General features: G+C 65.8%; 6 protein-coding genes. All 6 read left to right on the top strand.

The window, feature by feature from the left end; all coding sequences use genetic code 11:
• Window positions 1–296: 296 nt before the first annotated feature.
• The 6 genes from HGQ17_RS14780 to HGQ17_RS14755 all read left to right on the top strand — a co-directional run bounded on the left by HGQ17_RS14780 (window position 297) and on the right by HGQ17_RS14755 (window position 4601).
• On the top strand, window positions 297–524 hold the full coding sequence (locus HGQ17_RS14780) for a DUF2188 domain-containing protein (protein ID WP_168888717.1): 228 nt from the start codon (window positions 297–299) through the stop codon (window positions 522–524).
• A gap of 396 nt (window positions 525–920) precedes the next feature.
• Window positions 921–1646: a transglutaminase-like domain-containing protein gene (locus HGQ17_RS14775; protein WP_168888716.1), complete on the top strand. Its 726-nt coding sequence runs from the start codon at window positions 921–923 to the stop codon at window positions 1644–1646.
• Between the two features lie 135 nt (window positions 1647–1781).
• A complete protein-coding gene (locus tag HGQ17_RS14770; RefSeq protein ID WP_168888715.1) occupies window positions 1782–2849 on the top strand; it encodes a BtrH N-terminal domain-containing protein in 1068 nt (355 codons plus the stop codon).
• Entirely contained in the window at window positions 2842–3426 is a 585-nt protein-coding gene (locus HGQ17_RS14765) for a PaaI family thioesterase (RefSeq protein ID WP_211090717.1), read from the top strand. The genes HGQ17_RS14770 and HGQ17_RS14765 overlap by 8 nt, the downstream gene beginning before the upstream one ends.
• A gap of 99 nt (window positions 3427–3525) precedes the next feature.
• Window positions 3526–4131, top strand: a complete 606-nt coding sequence (locus HGQ17_RS14760; RefSeq protein WP_324615314.1) for a lysophospholipid acyltransferase family protein — start codon at window positions 3526–3528, stop codon at window positions 4129–4131.
• 227 nt (window positions 4132–4358) lie between these two features.
• Window positions 4359–4601, top strand: a complete 243-nt coding sequence (locus HGQ17_RS14755) for a hypothetical protein (RefSeq protein ID WP_168888714.1) — start codon at window positions 4359–4361, stop codon at window positions 4599–4601.
• The last annotated feature ends 136 nt before the right edge of the window (window positions 4602–4737 follow it).

Genomic DNA, 4737 nt, shown 5'->3' with positions numbered 1-4737 from the left:
GATCGGGCGACAGGTACTGCCCGACAGCGTGAAGTCCGAGCTCATCGAGCCGGCAGAACGTGGTCGGTGCGAGTTGTCGGGCGGTGCCCCAGTTCCGTCTGGTGTTGAGGCCGGCGCTCTTGCCAGAGCGTCGGTCTCTTTGTCCTATTCGGGTTCCTGACGTGTAGGAGCCGAACTGCTGACAGGACGGAGTGGCGGTCGCGGCGGGCGGAGTCGACCAGACCGCTGTCGAGCTGGCGGAGTGTGCCCTGCAGCTTGGGGTACGAGGAGCTCGACCGCTACGAAAGGAGAGAGCCGTGCCCCGAGGTGACGTTGAGACGTACCACCAGGACGGCCAGTGGCACAGCCGGATCGAGGGCGAGGGGTCCGCGCCGTTCCACACCTCCGAGACGAAGTTCGACGAGGTCGGGGCTGGCCGTGACGAGGCACGCCGGCGGAAGGTCGAGCACATCATCAAGAACCTCGACGGCACGATCGGCCAACGCAACTCTTATGGGCACGACCCACGGGACGTGCCAGGTTGAGCACAGACCCGTCATGCTGGGCGTCCCGCAAGAACGAAGTTCGGTCAAGCCTGTCCAAGACCTGCCGCCTGCCAACCCTGCGCGGCGGGTGCCCCTACGAACTGGAGTTCGACGGCTGGCGCGCCCTGCTGCCCCTTCAGGCGAAGGCGGCCGAAGCAGTGACAAATAGGGCGTGTCTGTCCACCTCTTGACAGAATGCGCGTCCTGTAAAATGATGTGAATGCGCATTGCGAGACCCGCGTGCCGCGACGCTGGCAGTTATTCACGCTCGAACAGAGGATCAAACTGCTGCGTCGGGAGAATCCAGACGGGCGGCGAGATCGATCGACCCGTGGTGGAAGGACCCCACTGAACGAAACTCCACGCAGTCCGCGACCTACTCGACTCGGAGCACAAATGAACCCGCCACCGAACGCGCTTCTCGCGGCGACCGACTTCCTCGACATCGAGCACGAAGCTGTCCGTGCTTTCACGGCAACAGCGATTGACGGTGCGGGCACTGACCGTGAGAAGGCGGCCCGTCTCTTCGCCGCCGTCCGCGACCAGGTGTGGTACGACCCCTATTCGGTGTCGGAGGATCCCGCCCACTACCGAGCGAGCTTCGTCCTGGAAATGGGGCGTGCGTACTGCGTGCCCAAGGCGGTGCTGCTGACTGCGGTGTGCCGTGCGGCCGGGATTCCGGCGCGGCTTGGCTTCGCTGACGTCCGAAATCATCTGCAGACTGACTCGCTGCGCACGCTGATGAGCGGGTCGGATCTCTTCGTCTATCACGGCTACAGCTCGCTCTACATCGACGGCAGATGGGTCAAGGCGACGCCGGCGTTCAACAGCGAGTTGTGCGCTCGCTTCGGAGTCCCGCCGGTCGAGTTCGATGGCGAGCATGACGCGCTCATGCACGCCTTCACCGCCGACGGAACCCAGCACATGGAGTACGTCCGCGATCGCGGTGTCTTCGACGACCTGCCTCTGGCCGAGATTTTGGCTGAGCTTCGTAGCTCCTACGGATCGGTGATGGTCGCCTCCCCTGGGCCAGTCGCGGACGAGTTCACCGAGCCTGCCGCAGTGAGCGTGCCGCCCGACGACAGGACTCGTCCGCTCGACTCGCCGGCATATCGGCGATGACCACGACCGCCACTGGCTCGCTCCTCGTGAGGAACGGCCAATCGCGAGACGCCCGGCGACTGGCCGACGCGCCATCCACGGCGACTGACCCTTCTCCAGCCCGTTCCTGACCTGCCACCCGCAAGAGGACGTCACATGCCAGACACCGCGCTCATCCAGGACTATCCCCACCAGATGGGGGGCCACTGTGGCTCTGGTGCGCTGCGCGACCTGTTGCACTGGAACGGACTGGGATGGTCGGGCCCGCCGCGGGAGGGGCTGGTTTTTGCGCTTGGCGGTGCACTGGGCTTGTCGTACGTGTGGTCGAGTGACCTCATGCCCCCGGTCTACCTCGTGGGTCGGGGCTCGGACTTCGAGGTGGATCTTCCGGTGCGACTGGGAGGGAAGGTCGATGTCCTGACGACTGACGATCCCGATGAGGGGTGGTCGTGGGTCCGTGACGAGGTCGATGCGGGGCGTCCCAGTCTTGTCTGGGGCGACATAGCCGAGCTCCCGTATCTGCGGGTCAAGCTCCAGATGAGCCGTCACGACATCGTGGTGATCGGTTACGACGAAGCGCAGGACCTGGCTTATGTCGTGGACAACGACCGCGCCGAGGTCCAGGAGGTCCCGCTCGATGCTCTGGCGCGAGCACGGTCGTCGAAGTCCTTCCCGGAACCGACGCGCCACTGCACGTACCGAATCACCTGGCCCGCAACGCTGCCGGACCTTTCGAAGGTGGCGGCTGAGGCGTTCCGGCAGTCCGCAACGCGGATGAGGCACCCCTCCGGACCGGGGATCGTCGATCTCGCGGTGGCGGGCAACGGAGCCGAGGGGCTCGACGGGGTGAGGCAGCTGGCTTTCGACGTGCAGACCTGGGGAGACCTCCCTGCTGAGGAGCTCGAGGTGCTGCTGTTCAGCCTGAGCGCGTTCGTCGAGAAGGCCGGGACCGGCGGCGGACTGTTTCGCCGACTGCTCGCCGACGGCTGCGACGACGTCGCTCGCTCGACCGGGGACGCGGCGACCGCAGATCTGGCTGAAGTCGTCGGTCGTTGCGCGCGGGCCTGGACGCAGACCGCACGCGCAGGAGTCCAGCGCGACGTCGACAGCCGAGCCCGCGCGGAGGCGGTGGCCGCGGAAGCCAGCGTCCTACCTGAGCTTGAGTCGAAGGTGGTCGAGTCGCTGGAAGCCGCCGCCGGTTCGTTGGAGGCCGCGAATGGCTGAGAGCGGCGAAGTGACAGACGGTATGGAAATGCAACGTCCCGAGGGCAACGCCGCCGAGGTCCGTCGCGCGGATGCGGAGTTCTTCGCGCAGTGGACGTCGTACCTGGCAGGTCAGGAGACCGTTGCGATCGGTCAGACGCTGCCACCTCATTCGCAGGACTGCGTCGGCTGCGGACCAGCCAATCCGGCCGGTCTGGGCCTGCAGGTGGTGCGTACTGCGGAGGGGGTCGAGGCGGTCCACAGCTTCTCCGACGCCCACGTCGGTGCTCCTGGCATCGCGCACGGGGGTGTTGTCGCGCTCGCCTTCGACGACCTCTTCGGATTTGTCCTCTACACCGTTGGTGCGCTAGCGGTCACCCGCAGCATCACGGTCGAGTACCAGGCCCCGTTTCGTCTCCACCACCCGTACACCTTTCGCGCACAGGCGAGAGAGAGAAACGGGCGTCGACTCCTCCTCCACGCTGAAGCGTGGGACAACGCTGGTCGCATGGCGGGTTCTGCCTCGGCCACCTTCGTCGTGGTCGGTGCTGGACACTTCATCTCAGGCGCGGAGCGGCCTCACGGAGAAGACGGTTGACGGCGGTCGAGCTGTGGTGACTCGATCGTTGCGTCCACCCCGCGGTGGGGTGCCGCATGGTGGATCGCGTTCCTGGTCTGCAAGCCCGTTCTGTTGCTGGTGTGCCGACGGGGCTGGCGTGGCCTCGACGGGATCCCCCGGCATGGAGGCGCTGTGCTTGCCGTCAATCACGTTTCGGAGGTCGATCCGCTGCTCGTCGCCGAAGCGGTGCTCGCCGCGGGTCGGACACCGGCTTTCCTGGCCAAGAGCAGCTTGTTCGGCAGCGGAGTGGTGGGCCGATGGTTTCGTGCTGCAGGGCACGTCGAGGTGGACCGTGACCATGGGAGTGGGGGATTCGATGCGGCCCTGGAGGCGCTCCGCGGCGGCGCTCTCGTCGTGGTGCATCCGGAAGGATCGATCACCAAGGACAGCGGCGGCCGTCTGATGGGTCTGAAGACGGGAGCCGTGCGACTCGCGCTCCAGTCGGGGGTTCCGCTCATCCCGGTGGCGCAGCAGGGAGCTCAGGAGATCCTTCCTGCTTACAGTCGTCGACCGCGGCTTCTTGGGCGGCCCTTGGTCACGATCGACGTCGGCAGGCCTGTGGAGCTGGGCGACCTCAGGAAGCGCGGATCTGGGCCGGAGGCGGTGCGAGTCGGCACGCTCCGCTTGACCCATACACTGACGACCATGCTCGATGACCTGGCAGGCGATCGGCGCCTGGTCTGAATCCGTGCGGACAGGGCCGGACGGCGAGGCGTTCAGGGAGCACCTCAGTTGACGGACTGGCCGGCGAGCTGTTTGGGGTGTGTCTGACTTAATGCGGCATTCGCGGTTGGAAATACCCAGTCAGTCGTGGTGCGTGATCATGGTTGGGTTTCCTTGCGTGATCGACGATACTCGATCCGGTCGTGACGCGCTCCGCCGCGACGAACCTGGCGAGCAGGTCCTCGTCGATGTCATCGACCCCGGCGGCCACCTCCCTCATCCATGAGCTCAGCCGCTCCAGCAAATTCACGATTCCAGCCGCTGACCTCGACGAATACCCTTGGGCGGCCAACCACTCCGAGGACTCTTCCAGCACCATCGGTGCCAAGGGGCCCACCGGTACCCGCGGAATACGATCCGCGTGCGGTCGGGCCGTCGGCGATCTCTTCGTCACGGACCTCACCTCCAGACACTCCGTGCCTGAAGCATGACCCCGACTACGCGACTATGCCGACCTTTCGGACCTCAACAGTGTCGATGACCTGCCCGATCACACGAAACAGGCTCTTCACGATCGAGGGTGTAGTCGGGGTCTGAATCCTCCGGCTTCGAGCAGGCTCCTGGCGA

It is taken from the genome of Nesterenkonia sedimenti (assembly GCF_012641515.1).
Taxonomy (GTDB): domain Bacteria; phylum Actinomycetota; class Actinomycetes; order Actinomycetales; family Micrococcaceae; genus Nesterenkonia; species Nesterenkonia sedimenti.
The sequence above is the reverse complement of the archived record's forward strand: the minus strand, read 5'-3'. Positions and strand labels throughout refer to the sequence as shown.